15 protein-coding genes are annotated in these 17,127 nt (G+C 66.4%); 5 read left to right on the forward strand and 10 right to left on the reverse strand.

Going from position 1 to position 17,127, the window contains the following annotated elements; genetic code table 11:
• Positions 1–172: 172 nt before the first annotated feature.
• The gene (locus QNA09_RS28130) at positions 173–1,108 is read left to right on the forward strand and encodes an ABC transporter substrate-binding protein (RefSeq protein ID WP_064256993.1); all 936 of its coding nucleotides are present in this window, start codon (positions 173–175) and stop codon (positions 1,106–1,108) included.
• 49 nt (positions 1,109–1,157) lie between these two features.
• Here the strand turns inward: QNA09_RS28130 and QNA09_RS28135 are convergent, their stop codons facing one another.
• From QNA09_RS28135 to QNA09_RS28165, 7 genes are all read right to left on the reverse strand, one after another.
• Positions 1,158–1,760, reverse strand: coding sequence for a TetR/AcrR family transcriptional regulator (locus tag QNA09_RS28135; RefSeq protein WP_064256994.1), 603 nt, complete (start codon positions 1,758–1,760; stop codon positions 1,158–1,160).
• Positions 1,761–1,773: 13 nt separating this feature from the next.
• Positions 1,774–3,954 (reverse strand): 3-hydroxyacyl-CoA dehydrogenase NAD-binding domain-containing protein, encoded by a 2,181-nt coding sequence (locus QNA09_RS28140; RefSeq protein WP_064256995.1) that lies wholly within the window; start codon positions 3,952–3,954, stop codon positions 1,774–1,776.
• An 11-nt stretch (positions 3,955–3,965) separates the two neighbouring features.
• Positions 3,966–5,177, reverse strand: a complete 1,212-nt coding sequence (locus QNA09_RS28145) for an acetyl-CoA C-acetyltransferase (protein ID WP_064256996.1) — start codon at positions 5,175–5,177, stop codon at positions 3,966–3,968.
• Positions 5,178–5,200: 23 nt separating this feature from the next.
• Positions 5,201–6,343 (reverse strand): acyl-CoA dehydrogenase family protein, encoded by a 1,143-nt coding sequence (locus QNA09_RS28150; protein ID WP_064256997.1) that lies wholly within the window; start codon positions 6,341–6,343, stop codon positions 5,201–5,203.
• 46 nt (positions 6,344–6,389) lie between these two features.
• On the reverse strand, positions 6,390–8,147 hold the full coding sequence (locus QNA09_RS28155) for a long-chain fatty acid--CoA ligase (RefSeq protein ID WP_064256998.1): 1,758 nt from the start codon (positions 8,145–8,147) through the stop codon (positions 6,390–6,392).
• 98 nt (positions 8,148–8,245) lie between these two features.
• Positions 8,246–9,763, reverse strand: a complete 1,518-nt coding sequence (locus QNA09_RS28160) for an aldehyde dehydrogenase family protein (protein ID WP_082899726.1) — start codon at positions 9,761–9,763, stop codon at positions 8,246–8,248.
• A gap of 192 nt (positions 9,764–9,955) precedes the next feature.
• Positions 9,956–10,585, reverse strand: coding sequence for a TetR/AcrR family transcriptional regulator (locus QNA09_RS28165; protein ID WP_064257019.1), 630 nt, complete (start codon positions 10,583–10,585; stop codon positions 9,956–9,958).
• Positions 10,586–10,720: 135 nt separating this feature from the next.
• Between QNA09_RS28165 and QNA09_RS28170 the strand changes: the two genes are divergently transcribed.
• From QNA09_RS28170 to QNA09_RS28185, 4 genes are all read left to right on the forward strand, one after another.
• Positions 10,721–12,199 carry an NAD(P)/FAD-dependent oxidoreductase gene (locus QNA09_RS28170; protein WP_064257000.1) on the forward strand — a complete coding sequence of 493 codons (1,479 nt, stop codon included), beginning with the start codon at positions 10,721–10,723 and terminating at the stop codon, positions 12,197–12,199.
• Positions 12,199–12,651, forward strand: a complete 453-nt coding sequence (locus tag QNA09_RS28175) for an SRPBCC family protein (RefSeq protein ID WP_064257001.1) — start codon at positions 12,199–12,201, stop codon at positions 12,649–12,651. Before QNA09_RS28170 ends, QNA09_RS28175 begins: the two co-directional genes overlap by 1 nt.
• Positions 12,648–13,508 (forward strand): short-chain dehydrogenase/reductase, encoded by an 861-nt coding sequence (locus tag QNA09_RS28180; RefSeq protein WP_064257002.1) that lies wholly within the window; start codon positions 12,648–12,650, stop codon positions 13,506–13,508. Before QNA09_RS28175 ends, QNA09_RS28180 begins: the two co-directional genes overlap by 4 nt.
• A 164-nt stretch (positions 13,509–13,672) precedes the next feature.
• The gene (locus QNA09_RS28185; RefSeq protein WP_082899728.1) at positions 13,673–14,491 is read left to right on the forward strand and encodes an alpha/beta hydrolase; all 819 of its coding nucleotides are present in this window, start codon (positions 13,673–13,675) and stop codon (positions 14,489–14,491) included.
• A gap of 57 nt (positions 14,492–14,548) precedes the next feature.
• Here QNA09_RS28185 and QNA09_RS28190 read toward each other — a convergent pair whose 3' ends face one another.
• Genes QNA09_RS28190 through QNA09_RS28200 form a run of 3 tightly spaced genes read right to left on the reverse strand, consistent with a single transcriptional unit; the run spans position 14,549 to position 17,098 of the window.
• Positions 14,549–15,145, reverse strand: coding sequence for a hypothetical protein (locus QNA09_RS28190; RefSeq protein ID WP_064257003.1), 597 nt, complete (start codon positions 15,143–15,145; stop codon positions 14,549–14,551).
• Between the two features lie 16 nt (positions 15,146–15,161).
• Positions 15,162–16,112 carry an MlaD family protein gene (locus QNA09_RS28195; RefSeq protein ID WP_082899729.1) on the reverse strand — a complete coding sequence of 317 codons (951 nt, stop codon included), beginning with the start codon at positions 16,110–16,112 and terminating at the stop codon, positions 15,162–15,164.
• Positions 16,109–17,098, reverse strand: a complete 990-nt coding sequence (locus QNA09_RS28200) for an MlaD family protein (protein ID WP_231912075.1) — start codon at positions 17,096–17,098, stop codon at positions 16,109–16,111. Before QNA09_RS28200 ends, QNA09_RS28195 begins: the two co-directional genes overlap by 4 nt.
• Positions 17,099–17,127 lie beyond the last annotated feature (29 nt).

Genomic DNA, 17,127 nt, shown 5'->3' on the forward strand with positions numbered 1-17,127 from the left:
TCCCACGGAAGGCCCCCACATGCGCCCACTGAGAAATGTGCTCACCACTGCCGCCTTCGCGGCGGTCGTACCCCTCGCTCTGACTGGTTGCTCCACACCCGAAGGAACCAATTCCACTGCAGCGGAAGGTGGCTCGTCCGAGGCATGCCCCACGTCGTCGGCTCGCGAATCGGTGACGCTCGCCGCCGGGCAACTGATCGAGGGAATGGCGCCTGTGCTGCTCGCGATCGAAAGCGGAGCGTTCGATGAGGCGAACCTGGATGTCAAGATCGAGCCGCTGCCCACCGCGGACGCCCTTCCCCAGATCGCGCAACGCAGACTCGACGGGCAGATGACGTCGTTCAGTACCGCCAACTTCAACATGGCCAACAGCGGGATGAACCTGCGGTGGGTGATGCCGTTGTACGAGCTGCCGTCGACGGAAGAGACGGAGGAGCTGCCCGGATACTGGGCGAACATCCGGTACGTGGGGACAGGTGACGAACTCGACCTGTCAGGTCTGAAGGGTCAGCTGATCGCGACGCCTGTCGCGCCGGCCGGGACCGGCGCGGGTGCCAAGCTGCTCGAGAAGTCGTTGACTGAACAGGGCATGACCCTTGACGACGTAAAGTGGACGGTGCTCAGCGGCGCGGATTCGCTTGCGTCACTGGAGAACGGCGCGGTGGCGGCGGCGTGGCTGTCGCAGCCGTTCGAGCGGATGGCAGCGAAGGACGAGAACCTCCGTTTGCTCGGGACGTACGAGCCGGGCGTGAACGGCAGCGCACTGCTCGCCGGCCCGTCGCTCGGTGACCGCCCCGAGGTTCTCAAGCGGTTCATGATGGTGGTCGGGGACGTGTCCGAGAAGTATCTGCAAGGCAACTACCGCGGGAACCCGGAAACGGTGCGGTTGCTCGCGGCGGCACTCGACCAGGACGAGGCGTCGCTGCGCGAGGGTGTTCCGTTGACGTTTGATCCAACCCTCAGCATGGACGGCGCTGACACGTACGTCGAGGAGCTGCAGGAGTGGACGATGGCCCAGGGCAACCTGGAGTACGACACACCCGTTCCGACCGACCGACTGGTGGACACGGAGACGGTAGCCGCGGCCGCGGCCTGCCGTCAGGGCTGACCGTCGGCGGGTGGGGGCCGACACTCCCCTCAACCCCCACCCGTCGCGGTTAGCGGACGATTCGCTCGCCCAGAACTACCAGCGTCTCGCTGAGAACCTCCCGCACCTGATCCTGTGTGAGGGTCTCGTGGTCCACCCATTCCCGCACTGCGGCCTTCACCATCCCGCCGTACGCACGGATGGTCGCCAGTGCGGTGACCCGCGCGCTCCCGGTGCCCGTGAACCCGATCGCCTCGAGAACCCGATCGGCCGCTTGGTTGTCGGCCTCGTCGAGGATCGCCCGCAGTTCAGGGTCGTTGCCTCCCCCATCAACGCCGACCGCGAGCCAGGTCCGACCGTGGGCCGCCAGAACCTTCATCAGCCAGTCGACGGACGCGGTCACCCGCTCGCGCAGCGTCCCCTCAGGGAGGTCCACGTCGTCGAGCATCGGGACGAACATCATCGCACGCACGACTTCGAGGTACAGGTCTCGTTTGGTCCCGAAGTAGTGGTGGAGCAGCCCTCGGGCGACACCGGCCTCTTTGGCGACCGCCGCCATCTGGACGGACCCGTAGGGTTGCTCACCGAAGACCCGGATGGCGGCAGTCAGGATCGCAGACCGCCGCTCATCCGGCTCCAGGCGTCGCCACCGAGGTTCGAGGTTGGTCGTCATGGCGTCAATGCTGTCACAGCAGCCGCTCGCCTCTCGCAGCCGACGCACGTAGCGAACCTGCGACCACGAACCGGTCGCCGTAGCGTTCCCGAAGTTGATCGGCGCGGGCAACGAATCCGGCGAGACCACCATTGTATTGGTTGATGTACTGCAGCGCGCCTCCCGTCCAGGCGGGAAATCCAATCCCCATGATGGAGCCGATGTTCGCCTCAGCGACGGTGGTGATCACACCCTCGTCGTAGCACTGGTAGGCCTCGATCGCTGCGGCGACGAGCATCCGCTCCTTGGCGTCGTCGAACGGGATGTCGACGAACGGGCGGTGGTAGTCCTCGGCTATTCGCGGCCACAGACCCAGCCGCTTGCCCGCCGGCCCGTCGTACTCGTAGAAGCCGCGGCCCTCGAGTCGCCCCGGTCGGTCGAACTCCTCGAGCATCCGGTCGACGAGCGGGTAAGAGGCGCTGGGTACGAACGGGATGCCACGGGACTTCGCGTCGGCGATGAATCCGGCGCGGATCTTCGCGATGGTCTTCATGTTGATCTCGTCGAAGAGTGTCAGTGCGCCAGCAGGGAATCCGGCCTGCAGCGCGGCCTGTTCGGCGCTCGCCGGATGCATGCCTTCTGCGACGAGGGACAGCGCCTCGTCCACGAACTTGGCGATGACGCGGTTCGCGTAGAAGCCGTACACGTCCTTGACGACGATGGGTGTCTTGCGAATCTGCTTGACGAAGTCGAGTGCGCGGGCCAGTGCCTCGTCGGAGGTGCTCTCGCCGACGACGACCTCGACGAGCGGCATCTTGTCGACAGGGGAGAAGAAGTGGAGACCGATCACGTTGTCCGGGCGGTCGACGGCGGAGGCCATCTCGCCAATCGGCAGGGCTGAGGTGTTCGAGGCAAGTAGCACGTCGTCGTTGCCTACGTTGGCGGCGACCTCGGCGAGGACCTTCTTCTTCAGCTCGACATCTTCGAACACCGCCTCGACGACGAGGTCGGCATCCTTGACGTCGGCGATGTTGTCTGTTGCGAGGATCCGGCCGAGAACAGCGTCGCGCTTGACCTCGTCGATACGCCCCTTGGCCACGGACGCGTCGAGCAAACGTCGGGAGTAGTCCTTACCGCGCTCGGCCGCATCCATGGTGATGTCCCGCAGAACCACTTCAGCACCAGATAGCGCAGCCACATAGGCGATTGCCGCGCCCATCATGCCGGCGCCGAGGACGGCGACCTTCTCGGCGCGGCGCTCCGGGTAGTCAGTGGGCCGGGTCTGGCCCTTGTTCACGGCATTGAGGTCGAAGAACAGTGCCTTGATCATGTTCGCCGACACCTGGCCGCAGATCAGGTTCGTGCAGTAGCGGGTCTCGATGGCGAAGGCGGTGTCGATGTCCACCTGTGCACCCTCAACCGCGGTGGCGACCACGGCGATCGGGGCCGGCATCGGTGCACCCTTGAGCTGCTTGCGTACATTGGCCGGCACAGCGGGCAGGTGGGCGGCGAGGGCGGGTGAGCTCGGGGCCCCACCAGGGATTCTGTAGCCCTTGCGGTCCCAGGGCTGCGCAGCATCGGGGTTCTCGGCGATCCACGCCTTCGCGCGGGCGAGCATCTCGTCGGCCGTGGCGACGACCTCGTCGACGATGCCGACCTTCAGCGCCTTCGACGGATTCATCCGTTGGCCCTGGCCGACGACGTTCAGGATCGCGGGGGTCACGCCGAGCATGCGGACGACGCGGGTGACGCCGCCGGCGCCGGGCAGGACGCCGAGGGTGACCTCGGGCAGGCCGAGCAGGCTGCCCTTCTTGTCCAGGGCGATCCGGTGGTGCGTGGCGAGCGCGACCTCGAAGCCGCCGCCGAGCGCGGTGCCGTTGATCGCGGCGACGACGGGCCGGCCGAGGGTCTCGAGGCGGCGGAACGACTCCTTGAAATGATCGAGCCCGGCAGCGATCTCGGCGGAGTCGGCGGGACCGGCGTTCATCAGCTTGTTCAGGTCGCCGCCAGCGAAGAACGTGTCCTTGCCCGAGGTGACGACGACACCGGTGATGCGGTCCTTCTCGTCCTCGAGGCGTTCGACGATCAACCGGAGTGCGACTGCCATCGAGTCGGTCATGGTGTTGGTGGGCTGGCCGGGATCGTCGATGGTGACCGTGACGACGCCGTCGGCGTCCTGCTCCCAGCGAATGACGTCGGTGTGGTTGTTGGTCATGACGGTTCTCCTCAGACCCGCTCGATGATGGTGGCGACGCCCATGCCGCCGCCGATGCAGAGGGTGATCAGGGCGCGGCGGGCGCCGCGACGCTCGAGCTCGTCGACCATGGTTCCGGTCAGCATCGCTCCGGTGGCGCCGAGCGGGTGGCCCATCGCGATCGCACCTCCGTTGACGTTGATGACGTCGTCGGCTATGCCGAAGTGCTGCTGGTAGTTCAGGACGACGGACGCGAACGCCTCGTTCAGCTCGAACAGGTCGATGTCGTCGACCGTGAGTCCGGCCTTGGCCAGCACCTTCTCGGTCGCCGGGACGGGACCGGTCAGCATGATCGTGGAGTCGGCGCTGCTGGTGGCGGTCGCGACGATGCGCGCCCGCGGCGTCAGTCCGGCGGCCTCGCCCGCGGCCTCGCTGCCGACGAGCACCAGCGCGGAGCCGTCGGCGATACCGGACGAGTTGCCGGCGTGGTGGACGTGGTCGATCTTCTCGACCCAGTGGTACTTCTGCAGGGCGACGGCGTCGAAGCCGCCGAGCTTGCCCATGTCGGCGAACGACGGCTTGAGTCCTGCAAGTGCTTCCGCGGTGGTGTTGCCGCGGACAAGTTCATCGTGGTCGAGCACCACTGCACCGTTGACGTCACGGACCGGCGCGATCGACTTGGCGAAGTAGCCGCCGGTGATCGCGGCCGCGGCCCGCTGCTGCGAGCGCACCGCGTAGGCGTCGACGTCGTCGCGGGTGAAGCCGTTGATGGTGGCGATCAGGTCGGCCGCGACACCCTGCGGGATGAAGTAGGTCTCGTAGTTGGTGATCGGGTCCATCGGCCAGGCGCCGCCGTCCGTGCCGAGCGGGATGCGGGACATCGATTCGACGCCGCCGGCGAGGACGAGATCGTCCCATCCGGAGACGACCTTCTGCGCGGCGGTGTTGACCGCTTCGAGTCCGGAACCGCAGAAGCGGTTGAGCTGGACGCCGCCGACGGAATCGGGGAGTCCGGCGCGCAGGGCGATGGTCTTGGCGATGTCGGCGCCTTGGTCGCCGACCGGGGAGACGACACCGAAGACGATGTCGTCGATGGTCGCTGGGTCGAGCTGCGGGTGACGGGCGAGCAACTCGTGGACGAGTCCGACGCCGAGGTCGATCGGCTTGACGCCGTGCAGTGCGCCGGTCTTCTTTCCGCGGCCTCGCGGGGTGCGGATGGCCTCGTAGATGAAGGCGTGGGTCATGTTCTGCTCCAGTGCGTTCGGGGTCAGAGGAATCGGGCGATGAGGTCTTTCATGACCTCGTTGGCGCCGGCGTAGATGCGGGCGATGCGGCCGTCGACGAAGAGGCGGGCGATGGGGAACTCCTCCATGTAGCCGTAGCCGCCGTGCAGCTGCAGGCATCGGTCGATGACCTCGGTCTGCCGGTCGGAGCACCAGAGCTTGATCATTGCGGCGCGTTTGACGTCGAGTTCGCCGCGCAGGTGCCGCTCGATGGCATCGTCGACGAAGGTTCGCATGACCTCGAGGGTCGTGGTGATCTCCGCGAGTTCGAAGCGGGTGTTCTGCAGGGCGAACAGCGGTTTGCCGAACGCGTGACGTTCCCGGACGTAGGCGAGTGTGTGCTCGTATGCCGACTCGACCGCGCCGAGTGCCGCCACGCCGACGATGAGGCGTTCCTGGGGCAGTTGTTGCATCAGTTGGATGAAGCCCTGCCCCTCGGCGGTCCCGAGCAGGTTCGCGGCCGGTACCCGGAGTCCGTCGAAGAACAGCTCGGTGGTGTCCTGGCCCTTCTGGCCGATCTTCTTGAGCTTGCGGCCGCGGACGAAGCCCGGGGTCTCGTCGCCCACCTCGGCGGCGAGCAGCGAGATCCCGGATGCGCCCTGCTTGGGGTCGGTCTTGACCGCGATGATGATCAGGTCGCAGGTGGCGCCGTTGGAGATGAACGTTTTGGCACCGGAGATCACGTAGTCGTCGCCGTCGCGGACGGCCTGGGTGGTGATCGCCTGGAGGTCGGAGCCGGTTCCCGGCTCCGTCATCGCGATCGCGCCGATCCACTCACCGCTGGCGAGCTTCGGCAGCCAGCGTCGCTTCTGCTCTTCGTTGGCGTAGGCGAGAATGTAGTGCGGGACGATGCCGGTGTGCACGCCGAGCTGCATCGACATTTCTCCGCCGCGGACCTGCTCGCGGAACAGCACCGCTTCGTGCGCGAAGGTGGCGCCGCCGCCGCCGTACTCCTCCGGCACGGACATGCAGAGCAGGCCGAGTTCACCGGCCCTGCGGTAGAGCGCGCGGTCGGGTTGCCCGGATTCGGCGAACTCCTCGCGCCGGGGTGCGACCTCCTTGGTGAAGAAGTCGCGGGCGAGTGCGGTGAGATCGTCAAGTTCGGTCGTCAAATGGTCCAGCGACATGACTGGGGTTCCTCTCGAGGATGTGGTGGAGATGCGCTGTTGGCGTTCAGCGTTCGTAGAGCGCGGCGATGTCTGCGGCGTACTTGTCTCGGATGGGTACTCGGCGCAGTTTCATGGTCGGGGTGAGTTCGTCGCCGCCGGGCAACCAGAAGGTCGGCAGCACCTTCCACCGACGGATGCCTTCGACGCGCGAGAGTCGTCCGTTGGCCGTTGTGACGGCTTCGTCGAGCGCGGCGAGGACCTCAGGATGCTTCGCGAGGGTGTCCGGTGTCGGGTCGGCGATGCCGTGGCGGTCGGCGAACGCCGCGGCCGCGTCGGGGTCGAGGGTGATCAACGCGGTGACATAGGGTCGGTTGTCGCCGATCGCGGCGACGGAGCCGACGAGTGGGCTCGCTGCTTTGAGCGCTCCCTCGATGTTGCTCGGCGACATGTTCTTTCCGCCGGAGTTGATGATCAGTTCCTTCTTGCGGTCGATGATCGTCAGGTAGCCCTCGTTGTCGAGCAGCCCGACGTCGCCGGTGTGGATCCACCCGGCGCCGTCGAGGACCTCGGCCGTCCGGTCGGGATCGTTTCGGTAGCCGCGCATCACGCCGTCGCCGCGGACGAGGATTTCTCCATCTTCCGCAAGTTTCACGTCGGTACCGGGAATGGCTTTGCCGACAGTGCCGTACTTCGGCCGCGCGGCGGGGTTCACGGTGGTGACGGCGGAGGTCTCGGACATACCCCAGGCCTCCATCACCGGGATTCCGAGGGCGAGCATGAACTCCAGCGCCGCGACGTCGATCGGGGCGGCCCCGGACACGGCCGAATCGATGGCGTCCAACCCGAGCTTCGCTCGCAGCTTGGAGAGCACCAGTTTGTCCGCAAGCGTGGCGGCAAGCGTGTCAACTCGTCCGAGCGGCGTGCCGGCGATGGTCGCCTTCGCCTTCTTCCGACCCGCTGCGACCGCCCATCGCGCCAGGGCACCCTTGATGCCGGACTCGGCGGCCAGTGTGGTTTCGACGCTGCCCTTGATCTTGTACCAGAGCATCGGCACCGCGGCGAACGCCGTCGGCCGCACCTGGGGCAGCACGTCGATGAGTGTCTTCGGGTTCTCGACGTCGACCACGGACATGCCGAAGTACATGGGGGCGTACTGGCACAGCCACCGGTTGATCAGGTGCGCGTCCGGCAGGTATGAGACGACTCGACCGGCGGTGAGGTCGCCGATGATCTCTTCGACGACCCCCAGTTGGTACAGCAGGTTTCCGTGGGTGAGCTCGACACCCTTCGGATTTCCGGTCGTGCCGCTCGTGTAGATGAGTGTCAGGACATCGTCGCGGCCGATCGACTGCCATGCCGCGTCGAAGTCGAAGCCGGGATCGGCGCTGGCGATCATCTCGTCCAGGCCGATCGTGTCCGGTTCGGTCGCGTCAACACAGACCGTCGAGATCGCACGGTCTGTGGTTGCCTCTCGAATCCGTTCCAGGAACTGGGATTCGGTCACCAGAACTCGTGGCGCAGCGTTGCCGAGCAGGTAGGCGATTTGGTTCACGCTGCTTGTGTTGTAGATCGAAAACCCGACGGCGCCGAGGTGCATCACCGCGGCGTCGACGAGGTGAAACTCAGGGCGGTTGGTCAGCATGATGCCGACGGTGTCACCGCTCCGTACGCCGAGTGCGACGAGTCCGGCGGCGAGCTCACGGACCTGGGCACCGTACTGCGCCCAGGTGTACGCGACGGTGCCGTCCGCATTGCGAACGGCGGGTTGGTGGCCGTTCCGGGCGACGCGCCGCTGGAAGTGCGTGCACAAGCTGTCCGACAACTCTGCCTCCTTGCTGGGACCCGCATCGATTCGCTGCGGGTGAAGATGGACGCGCCGAGCAGATCCTTCGGCGACATGTTCTGCTGTGACGGAGTCGGTTACCGGCGGCGGAGCCCGCCGTGGCGCAGGCTGAGAACGAGGGCGGTCAGGGGTACCACGTGACGCTGTCGGTGCAAGGTGATCGGCTCGAAACCCGGTATGCGGAAGCGTTTACGCACCACTGCCCTCGGCCGGACGAATTCGAGCAGTCCCTCGCGGCCGTGCAGGCGACCGAAGCCACTGCCCTTCGTTCCGCCCATCGGTACTGCACCCATGCCCGCGAACGCGACAACGGAGTTGATGGAGACCTGGCCGGCGTCGAGGCGGCGCGCGATCTTCTCGCGCTGCTCACCTGCAAACACCGAGGCGCTGAGACCGTAGTCACCAGTGTTCGCGAGTTCGACTGCCTCGTCGATCGACTCCACCGTCCTGACTGTGAGGACAGGGCCGAAGGTCTCCTCGCGCATTGCCGAACACGACTCGGGAACGTTCGCGAGCAGGACCGGGTCGAGGAATCCATCGGTGCGCGGGGTCTCGATACCTCCGAACACAACCTCGCCGCCTACTGCGACGGCGTCCGCAAGGTGCCGCTGCACGGTGTCGATCTGCTTCGGCATCGTCATCGCACCGTAGGTGGTGCCGACGCGGACGCCGCGCAGTTCTGAGATGAGAAGGTCGAGCAACCGGTCAGCGACAGAGCGCACCACGTAGACGCGTTCGACTCCGACACAGGTCTGACCGGCGTTGGTGAAGGCACCCCATGCGATAGCCTTCGCGGCCTCGGTGAGGTCCGCGTCCTCGGCCACGATCGCGGCGTCCTTTCCGCCTAGTTCGAGCACCGTCGGCGTCACCGTCTCCGCGCATGCCCCCATCACAGCGCGACCGGTCGCGGTGGACCCGGTGAACGCGATCTTGTCGACCCCGGATCTGCACAGCGCGGCACCGGTGTCGCCGTAACCTGTCACCACCGTGACAATGCCCGTCGGCGCAGCGGGATTCGCGAATCCGAACGCCCGGGCGTACCAGTCGGCAACGGCCGGGGTGTACTCACTCGGCTTAATCACCACCGTATTGCCCGCAGCGAGAGCGAAGGCCGTCGAACTGTTCGCGGCATAGAGCGGATAGTTCCACGGCGAGATCACACCGACCACCCCAAGCGGCTCGTGATCGACCCGAGCAGCGAAGTTCGCCAGCAGAATCCCCGGCGACACCCGGCGCGAAGCGAGGACCTGTTTCGCGTGACGCTCCGCCCAGCGAATGTGCTCGACGGTCAACCCGATCTCGACGATGGCGTCGTCCACGGGCTTGCCGTTCTCCCGGTGGATCAGATCGGCGAGTTCACGCCGACGCCGCCAGATGTGGCGGCGCCAGCGTTCGAGGTGCCTGCTGCGCTCGTTGACCGATTGAACGCTCCACCACGACGCTGCTGCACGCGCAGAATCGACGACCTCGGTGACATCCCGTGCGGACTGCACCGGGAACACGGCGACGATCTCGCCGGTGGCGGGCTCGCGCGATGTCAGTGAGCCCTGCCCGGGATTCGGCATGGGGACGGCTGAAGTCGGATCGGTTGTCATGGGGCCACTCCTCGAAACAACGCAAGGTGGACGTTGACGGCGTCAACAAGGAGTCGAAATCTCGCCTGTAACAGGAGGATCAGCGGTCGCCGCCGGCACGGCCCCCTACCCCGCACCGACCCTCACGTCCACTCTGTTGACGCCGCGCCAAATATAGACAGCCTATTGGCGCCGCGTCAACAAGTCTGCGAATCAGCCGCGCGTACGGGTCCCCAACTCGTGCAGGGCGAGCACGAGGTCGGTGCAGTGATCCGCGACCTCATCGGCCGTCGCGGAAATCCGACCCTCGAGCCAGTTCAGGAAGACCATCACCAGCGCCCCGGACAATGAGCTGACGACGAGGCCGAGCTTGTCCGGGTCGGCGAGGCCCGCGCTGCCGCCGTCCCGCCACACCACCTGCGCGACGTGGAGCACGAATACCGGGATCGCCGCCACAGCGTGGTCGCGGAGAACGTCGTCAACGAGCGTCTCCCGGAAGAGAATGCGGGCGCGCCGCGGATCCTCCTCGAAGTACGCCGCCGCCGCCATGAACGTGATACGCAGGCGCTCGGGCAACTTGCCATGGATGTCAGCGGCACCGATCACCTCGACGAGCTCCCCGACCACCCGGTCATAGACCGCGATGACGAGATCGCCACGACTGTCGAAGGTCTCGTAGAAGTACTTCGCGCTCAATTCGGCCTCGCGGCACAGGGCGCGCACGGCGGCCGCCCCTGTGCCGTCCGCGCCGATCAGCCGAAAGCCCGCTGCTATGAACTGCTCGCGGCGATCCTGCGCACGCTCGCCCAGGGTGCTACCACGCCAGACAGTGGGACTCTCCATGCCTTCACCCTCCCAGGTATCGCAGTTCACGGCCATCGCACTCTTGACTCAATGCCAACAGTACTGGAAACATACGTTTCCAGTGAGGCGCGGACCCCCGCCTCGACACCACCGGCTCGACACCCAAGGACACCGATGCCTGATCAGAATGTGACCGCAGCCGACCACGAGATCGTCGTCATTGGCGCTGGCTTCGGCGGCATCGCGATGGCCGTCAAACTCCGCGAAGCGGGGATCGACGACTTCGTGATCCTCGAGCGTGCCGCCGCTCTCGGTGGCACCTGGCGCGACAACACCTACCCTGGCTGCGCCTGCGACGTCCCGTCACAGCTCTACAGCTACTCGTTCGCACAGAACCCGGACTGGACCCGGACCTACGGCAAACAGGAGGAGATCCTCGCCTACCTGCACCAGGTTGCCGACCGTTACGATGTGAAACGGCACATCTGGTACGAGGTCGAGATGCTCGGCGCGCAGTGGAACGAAGCCGATCGGATGTGGACGCTCGAGACGAGTGCCGGCACCGTCACTGCACGTGTGGTTGTCACCGCCGCTGGCGTATACGGCGAGGCCAAGTACCCCGACATCCCGGGCCGGGACACCTTCACCGGCACCGCGTTCCACTCGCTGCACTGGGACCACTCGTACGACCCGACGGGCGATCGGATCGCCGTCATCGGGACCGGGGCCTCGGCCGTCCAGTTCGTCCCCGAACTGCAGAAGACGGCGCGGCGGCTGTTGGTCTTCCAGCGGTCCGCGCCATGGATCATCCCCCGGATGGATCGGATCACCTCCCGGTTCGAGCGCCAGTTGATTCGCCGCATTCCGCTCGTCGGCAAGGCGATGCGCGCGCTCTTCTACGGTGTGATCGAAGGGTTCGGGTTGGTCGGCTTCGTCAGCAACAAGTTCCGCTTCCCCTACGAGCTGATGGGCCGCTACCAGCTGCGTCGCCAGGTCCGCGACCCCGAACTGCGCAAGACACTGACGCCGGACTACATGATCGGCTGCAAGCGCGCGATCTTCTCCGATGAGTACCTCCCGGCGCTCACCCGCGAGAACGTCGACGTCGTCACCACCGGCATCGCGGAGATCCGTCCGCACTCGGTCGTCACCCGCGATGGCATCGAGCATGAGGTGGACACCATCGTCTACGGCACCGGGTTCCAGGTTCCCCCCGCCGTCTACGAGCGGATCCAGGGCGTGAACGGAATCACCTACGCAGACCTGTACCGCAAGGCCCCGCAGAGCTATCTCGGCATGGCCGTGGCCGGGTTCCCCAACTTTTTCAACACACTCGGCGCATTCGGTGCCGTAGGCAACCAGTCGGTGATCTACATGATTGAGGCCCAGGTCAAGTACATCGTCGACGCAGTCAGCACCATGCGGCGCCGTGGACTCACCCGCGTCGAGGTCCGAGACGACGTCCAGGATCGATTCGTCGACGAGATGAACCGGCGCAGCGACGGAACGGTCTGGCTCACCGGTGGCTGCGACACGAGTTACTACCACACTGCGGACGGCAAGAACGCCGGCCTCTACCCAGGGTGGAGTTTCGAGTACAAGCGCCGCGTGGAGAAGTTCGACTCAGACGCCTACACGGTGAGTACCCGCTGATGCCGTTTACCATCGCCCGTACACTCGACGCACCGATCGACCGCGTCTTCGACTGGCTTGCAGACGCCACCAACTACCTTGCCGCACTACCGATCACCCGCGTCGACCTGACTGGGCCCGGCAGCACCGAACCGTCTGGAGTCGGCTCCCGCCGAACGATCTGCGCCGCCGGCGTCGAATTCGACGAGGTGGTAACCGAATTCGCACGCCCCATCCGAATCTCCTACACCGTCGAGAAGACGCGGCCCCGACTACCCCACCGGGGAGCGACAGTTTCCCTGACGGAGACCCCGAAGGGAACCCGCGTCCGCTGGCGGCTCGACACCCGCATCGACGTACCCGTCGTCGGTCCACTGGCCGGCTTCCTGCTCGGCGCGCTGCTCGCCCCCGGCTTTCTCTTCATCCTCGCGGCCGCGCAGCGGTCCCTGAACGCGGAACGGATTCGTCCATGACCATCTTGCGACCACAGCGAACTCAACTGGACCTCCGAGGCCGAACCGTCCTAGTCACAGGTGCCGCGCAAGGAATCGGGCTCGGCGTCGCCGAGATCCTCGTCGGACGCGGCGCTGCAGTCGCGTTGGTGGACGTGAACCCGGACGCCGTCGACCTGGCGGCTGCCACGCTCGGGCCCAACGCGCTCGGCCTGGTAGCCGACGTCCGGGACCGGTCCGCGATGGCCAAGGTAGTCGCCGACACCGTTGCCCACTTCGGCCGCCTCGACGCGGTTGTCGCGAACGCCGGCGTGACACCGTCTCCGTCCACCATCCGGACCATGGACGATGCCGACTTCGACCGCGTGATCGGCATCAACCTCACCGGCGTCTACAACACGGTCCGCCCCGCCCTCGACCACATCATCAAGCAGAGAGGGCACGTCGTCGTGGTCTCCTCATGTGCGGCGTTCGCCCCAGGCGCGGGCGGATCGCCGTACATGATCAGCAAGTCGGCGATCGAACAGTTCGGAAGGGCACTCCGTGTGGAACTCGCAGTGCACGGCGCGACCGCCGGAGTCTCCTACTTCGGCATCGTGGACACCGCAATGACCCACGACATGCTCGACTCCGACGACCTCGGCAAGGAGATCGGTGGACTCCTCCCCTGGCCGCTCAGCCGCCGCATCACGGCACGGCAGGCCGCCAAGACGATCGTCGACGGCATGGTGAACCGAGCCCCCACCACCATCGCCCCCGCGGGGTGGCGGCAGTACTCGTGGCTACGCGGAATAGTCAACCCACTACTCGATCACCGCATGAGCGCCGACCGGCACCTACAGGGTCTGCTGCGCACGCTGGAGGAACGCGAGCGGTGAAGCGGCGACGCCCGACCTCCGATTACCCTTCCTACACCTCGAACCTCGTCCCGCTGCGGCCGTCCGTACGCTCACGACTGCTCCGCGGCGCCTCACGATCGACAGTCAAGCGTCTGGCCGATCGAGCACAGGTCGACCCCCGGGCGATCCGGCGCGCGCGAGTCGTGATCGACCAGGTCATGCGCCTGACGGCGTTCCCCGTGCACGGCACGACGGTGGAGGTCGTCGTCGCAGGAACGGTCCGGGGCGAATGGACCAGGCCGCCGGTCGTCTCCAGCGACGCCGCCGTCCTGTACGTGCACGGCGGCGGATTCGTCGCCGGGTCACCTCGCGGCTACCGGGGTGTCGCGGGACGGCTGACCGCGGCACTCGGGTTGCCCGTCTTTGTCGTCGACTATCGATTGGCGCCGGAACACCGCAATCCGGCTGCCGGAGACGACATCGACGCGGCCTTCGAATGGCTTGTCCGACAAGGCTTCGCCGCGGATCGCATCGTCGTCGCCGGAGACTCTGCTGGCGGTCACCTCGCGACCGAATTGATGCTGGCACGGGCAGATCGAGGTCTCACCCCGCCCGCAGCACTGGTGCTGTTCTCCCCGATGACCGACCTCGGCCTCGGTCTCGTCACCCCGGACCGGGCGAACGACGACGGCCTGCTGTCCCTGAAGGTCGCGCGGGCCGCAGTCGCCCACTACCTCGACGGCCGGAGCGCGGTGCCCGACCTGCGGCCGACCCCCGGCAGCGCCCTCCCGCCTGTCCTCGTCCAGGCTAGCGACTGCGAGCTCTTCACCGGCGACGCAGTCGAACTCGCGGACCGACTGCGTCGCGCGGGAGCCAGCTGCGAGTTGCAACTGTGGCCGGGCCAGATGCACGTCTTCCAACTACTCGTGAACTTGGTTCCCGAAGCCACGCGAGCGCACCGGGCCGCCGCGCAGTTCGTACTCCCTCTGGTCAGGCCAGGGGCCGACCGGATCGCCGGGTAGTGCGACCAAACCACCTCTTCGATGCCGCCGATCGGCCCATCCGGTCGGCGGCGTCGCTCACCGTCCAGGAATCGCACCGTCAAGTCCGCCGACGTCGGTGATCTCCCACCCAGCGTTCCGGTCGATCGTGACCGAGTAGGTGACCGTGGACTGCGCGCTGTCCGGGTTCTGCACGCTCGTCGAGTCCACATCCACGAACGCGTTCACCGTGTAAACCCCGTCCGCCTCCGTCTCGACGGTCGCAGCGATGGGGCTCGCAGTCGACTTCCACTGCAGAGGTAGGAGGATCTCCCGTAGGGGTGGGGACGTCGCCTCGAAGCGAGCAGCGAGCTCGTCCGATGTCCCCTCCTTGAGTCGGCCCAGCCACGCGTCCAGATCCTGGAAGTCCACGGTCGCGGCACCGACAGCGTAGTCCTCGGCGAGTTGCTCTGCGTGCTCGCGGTCCGCTGCGGCAGCGCGGTCGTCGTTCCGTGCTCCACTCTCTGACACGTAGAGCGAACCGAACACGGCCGCCGCCGCGGCGAGAACGACACCGCCGACACCTGCCCAGATCAGCACGGACCGCCGGAGGGTCACCGTAGCGGGCCCGGGCTGCGTTGCCTGGGAGCCCCCCTCGGCCGGCGACTCGTCGAGGGCCGACGGCGTCTTGTCCATTACCAAACTCCGTTCGTCATTTCGGGTTCACTTCCACGCGAACCGCGCCATCTTCGTCGACCGCGCCCAATGCCTGTGTTATCAGCGCACTGAGGTCGATCGGCTGCAGCCCACCGCTGACCAGGGGTTGCAGGACCGGGGCGATCGCGGCCAGCGTCGGCCCCTCCCGCTCGACCCAGTCGGTGACGCGCTCCAGCTGAGGTATCAGGCCGTCGCCCTCGACGTACATCCGCGGCGCGTCACCGGCCTTCGAGACACGAGCCAGGGAGTCGACGATCTCACTGAAACGCTGCGCGAACAGGGTCCACAGCGGCGACGACGCCCGGGCGGACGGTTCCAGCCACGACATGTTCCCGCCCATCGCCTGCAAGTCGACCGACAACTGCCTGATCTCCGGCAGCCGCGTCAGCAACGTAGCGGACAACAGTTCCGCCGAACGCTGGAGCTTCGGTGTCACGCTACCCGTGCCGGCGAGCGATTCGTCGAGGGTATTCGTCAAGGACGCGAGCACTGTCGGGTCGAGTTCGTTAAGCAAGCCGGTGACCGACCGCGCCACCATCGGAATCGACATCGAGGCGTCGATCAACTCCGATGAGACGAGCTGACCGTCAATCAGATACGGCCCGTCGGTAGTCGACGGACGGAAGTCGACATACGTTTCGCCAAGTGCCGACAGGTTCTCGACGCGAACCGAGCTTTGAGCGGGAACCTGTTCAGCCTCGTCGAGCGCAAGCATAACCTGCACCCCGCCGGGCGCGACGTCGACGGCACTCACCTCCCCTACCTCGATTCCGCGTACCAGCACAGGTGACCCTGGAAGGAGACCGGCGGCATCGTCGAGAACCATCATGACGGTGATATGCCGCCGGAACGGATCGATCTGCGCCACGCCGAGGAACAGATAGGAGGCGCCGAGAACGAAAACCGCAGCAATAGCGCCCAGCGACAACCACATCCCGCGGGTCACCGGACCACCCCGATCATCCGGAGAGTGTCGACGATCTGATCCACCTGGTCGTCCGTCGACATCGGGTCGCCCACGGTGACAGTCTGCACATTCACCTTCGGGCCGTACTGGAACCACGGCAGGATTTTGTCCCGCAGTAGCTCCGTTAATAGCTTCAGGTTCGACGGGTCGTCCAGGTTGAACGGGCGGGCAGCGAACGCCAACGGCATGAACGCCTCCGCTGCGCCGTCACTCGCGGTGAGCACAGGGGCCAGCCAGGACAGAGCGCGACTGATCTCGGCGATGCGGCCGAACAGCCCGAGCGCGCTGAGGAGCGACGACACCGCGTCCACGAGCTGTTCCACCTCACCGTCAGTGAGAATGTCCGCCAGGAGCGGGGACTTGTCGGCGACCTGCTGGGTCGCGCCGCCGAGCCCGTCGAGCAAGACGTCGAGATCGTCCTGGTTCGACGCCAGGTCCCGCGCATTTGCAGCCAGATTCTCCGAGATCCGCCTCGTCTGCGCCGCGTCCGCAGGGAGAACGGAGTTCAGCTCGTCGACGATCTCCTGGAAAGTGGTGACCGCGCCGCCGTTGACGAACAGCGCGAGCGCGGCCATGGTGTCCTCGATCTGATTCGTCGGCCGGGTCCGGCTGCGAGGAATGGTCGCCCCGTCGGTGAGGGCATCGCCCGATTGGTCGTCTCCACTGGTCATCAACGCAACGTGGATGTCTCCGAGGATGGTCTGTTGTCGCAGTTCCGCTCGGGTCGTCGCAGGGAGCCTGACCGACTCGAGCAACTCGAGATCGACAACGGCGTAGCCGGCTTCGGGTTCCGGTCCGGGCGACGGGTCGACCACCGAGACATCCATCACGGTGCCGATCTGCGCGCCGTCCGCGAACACCTTGGCGCGCATCGGCAGGTTCAAAGCGTCGGTGAACTCGACGTGCACCGTGTAGGTGTCGCCCGTCACGCCGGTGCCGGGGACGGGCACTGTCGCCGGGTCCACTCCGCAGCCAGCGACAGTGACCGCCACCG

Origin of the sequence: Rhodococcus sp. AH-ZY2 (genome assembly GCF_030916465.1) — a bacterium.
GTDB classification, from domain to species: domain Bacteria; phylum Actinomycetota; class Actinomycetes; order Mycobacteriales; family Mycobacteriaceae; genus Rhodococcus; species Rhodococcus ruber.

Excerpts from the sequence above, each read along its gene's own strand:
- QNA09_RS28135 (WP_064256994.1), bottom strand. The coding sequence starts at position 1,760 with ATGACGACCAACCTCGAACCTCGGTGGCGACGCCTGGAGCCGGATGAG.
- QNA09_RS28140 (WP_064256995.1), bottom strand. The coding sequence starts at position 3,954 with ATGACCAACAACCACACCGACGTCATTCGCTGGGAGCAGGACGCCGAC.
- QNA09_RS28145 (WP_064256996.1), bottom strand. The coding sequence starts at position 5,177 with ATGACCCACGCCTTCATCTACGAGGCCATCCGCACCCCGCGAGGCCGC.
- QNA09_RS28150 (WP_064256997.1), bottom strand. The coding sequence starts at position 6,343 with ATGTCGCTGGACCATTTGACGACCGAACTTGACGATCTCACCGCACTC.
- QNA09_RS28160 (WP_082899726.1), bottom strand. The coding sequence starts at position 9,763 with ATGACAACCGATCCGACTTCAGCCGTCCCCATGCCGAATCCCGGGCAG.
- QNA09_RS28165 (WP_064257019.1), bottom strand. The coding sequence starts at position 10,585 with ATGGAGAGTCCCACTGTCTGGCGTGGTAGCACCCTGGGCGAGCGTGCG.
- QNA09_RS28170 (WP_064257000.1), top strand. The coding sequence starts at position 10,721 with ATGCCTGATCAGAATGTGACCGCAGCCGACCACGAGATCGTCGTCATT.
- QNA09_RS28175 (WP_064257001.1), top strand. The coding sequence starts at position 12,199 with ATGCCGTTTACCATCGCCCGTACACTCGACGCACCGATCGACCGCGTC.
- QNA09_RS28180 (WP_064257002.1), top strand. The coding sequence starts at position 12,648 with ATGACCATCTTGCGACCACAGCGAACTCAACTGGACCTCCGAGGCCGA.
- QNA09_RS28190 (WP_064257003.1), bottom strand. The coding sequence starts at position 15,145 with ATGGACAAGACGCCGTCGGCCCTCGACGAGTCGCCGGCCGAGGGGGGC.